This window comes from Kitasatospora sp. NPDC059599, assembly GCF_042735125.1.
Lineage (GTDB): Bacteria > Actinomycetota > Actinomycetes > Streptomycetales > Streptomycetaceae > Kitasatospora.
Genome location: NZ_JBHWCL010000293.1, coordinates 1 through 2,413 on the forward strand (window position 1 = coordinate 1; position 2,413 = coordinate 2,413).

A 2,413-nucleotide genomic window follows, 5' to 3' on the forward strand; every position below is an offset into this window, starting at 1 on the left:
AAGACGGCGCAGAGCACTTCTTCGTGTGGGGTGGTGGGGGTGCGGTCGGTGTGGTTCGTGGTGTGGGTGGGGGCGGGCAGGGCGCGTTGGTCGAGTTTGCCGTTGACGGTGACGGGCAGCGCGTCGAGGACCACGACCGCTGACGGAACCATGTAGTCGGGCAGCCGCTCGGCGGCGTGTGCGCGGACCCGGGCGGCGAGTTCGTCGTCATCGCGGTGGTCGGTGGCGGTGGGGACGAGGTAGGCGACGAGGCGCTTGTCGCCGGGGGTGTCCTCGCGGGCGACGACGGCGGCCTGGTCGACGGCGGGGTGGGCGGCCAGGGCGGCCTGGACCTCGCCGAGTTCGATCCGGAAGCCGCGGAGCTTGACCTGTTCGTCGGCACGGCCGGCGAAGACGAGTCGGCCGTCCTCCGTCCAGTGGGCGAGGTCGCCGGTGCGGTACATGCGGCTGCCGGGTTCGCCGAACGGGCAGGCGGTGAAGCGTTCGGCAGTGAGGCCGGGACGGTTGAGGTAGCCGCGGGCCAACTGGACGCCTGCCAGGTAGAGTTCGCCGTCCACGCCCGGCGGGACCGGTTCCAGTCGCGCGTTCAGCACGTACACCCGGGTGTTGGGCAGCGGCCGCCCGATCGGGGCTGCGACGGCACCGGAGAGGGCGTCGCTCATCACCGAACCGACGGTGTTCTCGGTCGGGCCGTAGCCGTTGATCATCGTGCGGCCGACCGACCAGCGTTCCACCAGGTGCGGCGGGCAGGATTCGCCGGCCGTCACCAGGGTCATGCCGTCCGGCAGTGCGCCCTCCGGAAGTTCGGCCAGCGCGGCCGGTGGCAGCACCGCGTGCGTCACCCCGTGCTCGGACAGGATCTCGGCCAGCTCCTTGGCGGACAGCAGTCGCTCCTTCGGCGCCGCGACCAGGCAGGCGCCGGAGAGCAGGGCGGTGTAGATCTCCCAGGCCGCCCCGTCGAAGCTGGGCGACGCGAACTGCGGCACCCGGGAGTCGGGGCCGATCCCGAACTTGGCGATCTGCCCGAGGGCGAAGTTCACGATGGCGCGGTGGGGGATGGTGACGCCCTTGGGGCGGCCGGTCGAGCCGGAGGTGTAGATGACGTAGGCGGCGTGGTCGGGGTGGACGGTCAGTGGGGGTTCGGTGTTCGGCTGGTCGGTGAGGTCGGTGAGGTCGAGGTGGATGGTCCGAACTTGCGTGGTGGATACGGCGGTTGTGGTGGTGGTGAGGAGGAGGGCGGGCTGGGCGTCGTCGAGCATGGTGGTGACGCGGTCGTCGGGGTGGGAGGGGTCGATGGGGAGGTAGGCGGCGCCGGCCTTGAGGACGGCGAGGAGGGCGACGACGAGTTCGGTGGAACGGTCGAGGCGGAGGGCGACGAGTGACCCGGGCGTGACGCCGTGGTGGATGAGGTGGTGGGCCAACTGGTTGGCGTGGGTGTGGAGTTGGGTGTAGGTGAGCTGCTGGTCTTCGAAGACGAGGGCGGTGTGGTCGGGGGTGCGGGTGGCCTGTTCGGTGAGGAGGTGGGTGAGTGTGGTGTGGGGGGTGGGGGTGGTGGTGTCGTTCCAGGTGGTGAGGAGGGTGTGGCGGAGTTCGGGGGTGAGGACGGGGATGTCGGCGAGGGGGGTGTGGGGGTCGGTTTCGAGGGCGGTGACGATGTTCTCGGTGGCCGTGAGCAGCAGGCCGCGGATGAGTTCGGGGTCGATGGAGGCGTCGCACTGGACGGTGAACGCGAACCCGCTGCCGAAGTCGTCGATCGAGACTCCGAGCGGATAGGTGGTGCGCTCCTGAGTGAAGACCAGCTCGATGCCGTCGAGTTCGTCCTCGATGTTCGCCTCGTCGATCGGCGTGTGGCGGTAGTTGAGGACGGTGGTGAAGAGCGGGGTGTTCGGCGGGAGGGGGCCGGCCTGCTGGGCGACCGCGAGGGGGGTGTGCTCGTGTTCGAGGTGGTCGGCGAGGTGGCGGTGTGTGGTGTGGAGGGCGGTGAGGGCGTCCTGGTTGCGGGTGTCGATGCGGATCGGGAGCGTGTTGATGTGGAGGCCGAGGGTGTTGCGGGGGGAGCCGGTGGTGTGACGGCCGAGGAGGATCGTGCCGAACACCGTGTCGGGGTGGCCCGTGAGGTGGCTGAGGGTGTGGGCGTAGGCGAGGTGGAAGAGGGCGGCGGGGGTGGTGCCGTGGTGGCGGGAGGTGGTGTGGATCCGGTGGGTGAGGGCGGGGTCCAGGGGGTGGTGGGTTTCGCGAGTGGTGGTCGGGTCGGTGGTGGTGAGGTTGTAGGGGGTGGTGGGCTGGGTCAGGCCGGCGAGGTGTTCGGTGAAGTACTGGCGGCTGTTGGTGGGGTGGTTGAGGGTGTGGGCGACGAAGTCGCGGTAGGGGTGGGTGGGGGGGAGTTGGTGGTGGGTGTGGGTGAGGTGGGCGC

At 70.3% G+C, this 2,413-nt stretch carries 1 protein-coding gene; it reads right to left on the reverse strand.

Annotation, left to right across the window (positions count from 1 at the left end):
* The coding region (locus ACFV04_RS43610) for an amino acid adenylation domain-containing protein (protein WP_380536630.1) at positions 1-2,413 on the reverse strand (2,413 nt) is incomplete at both ends.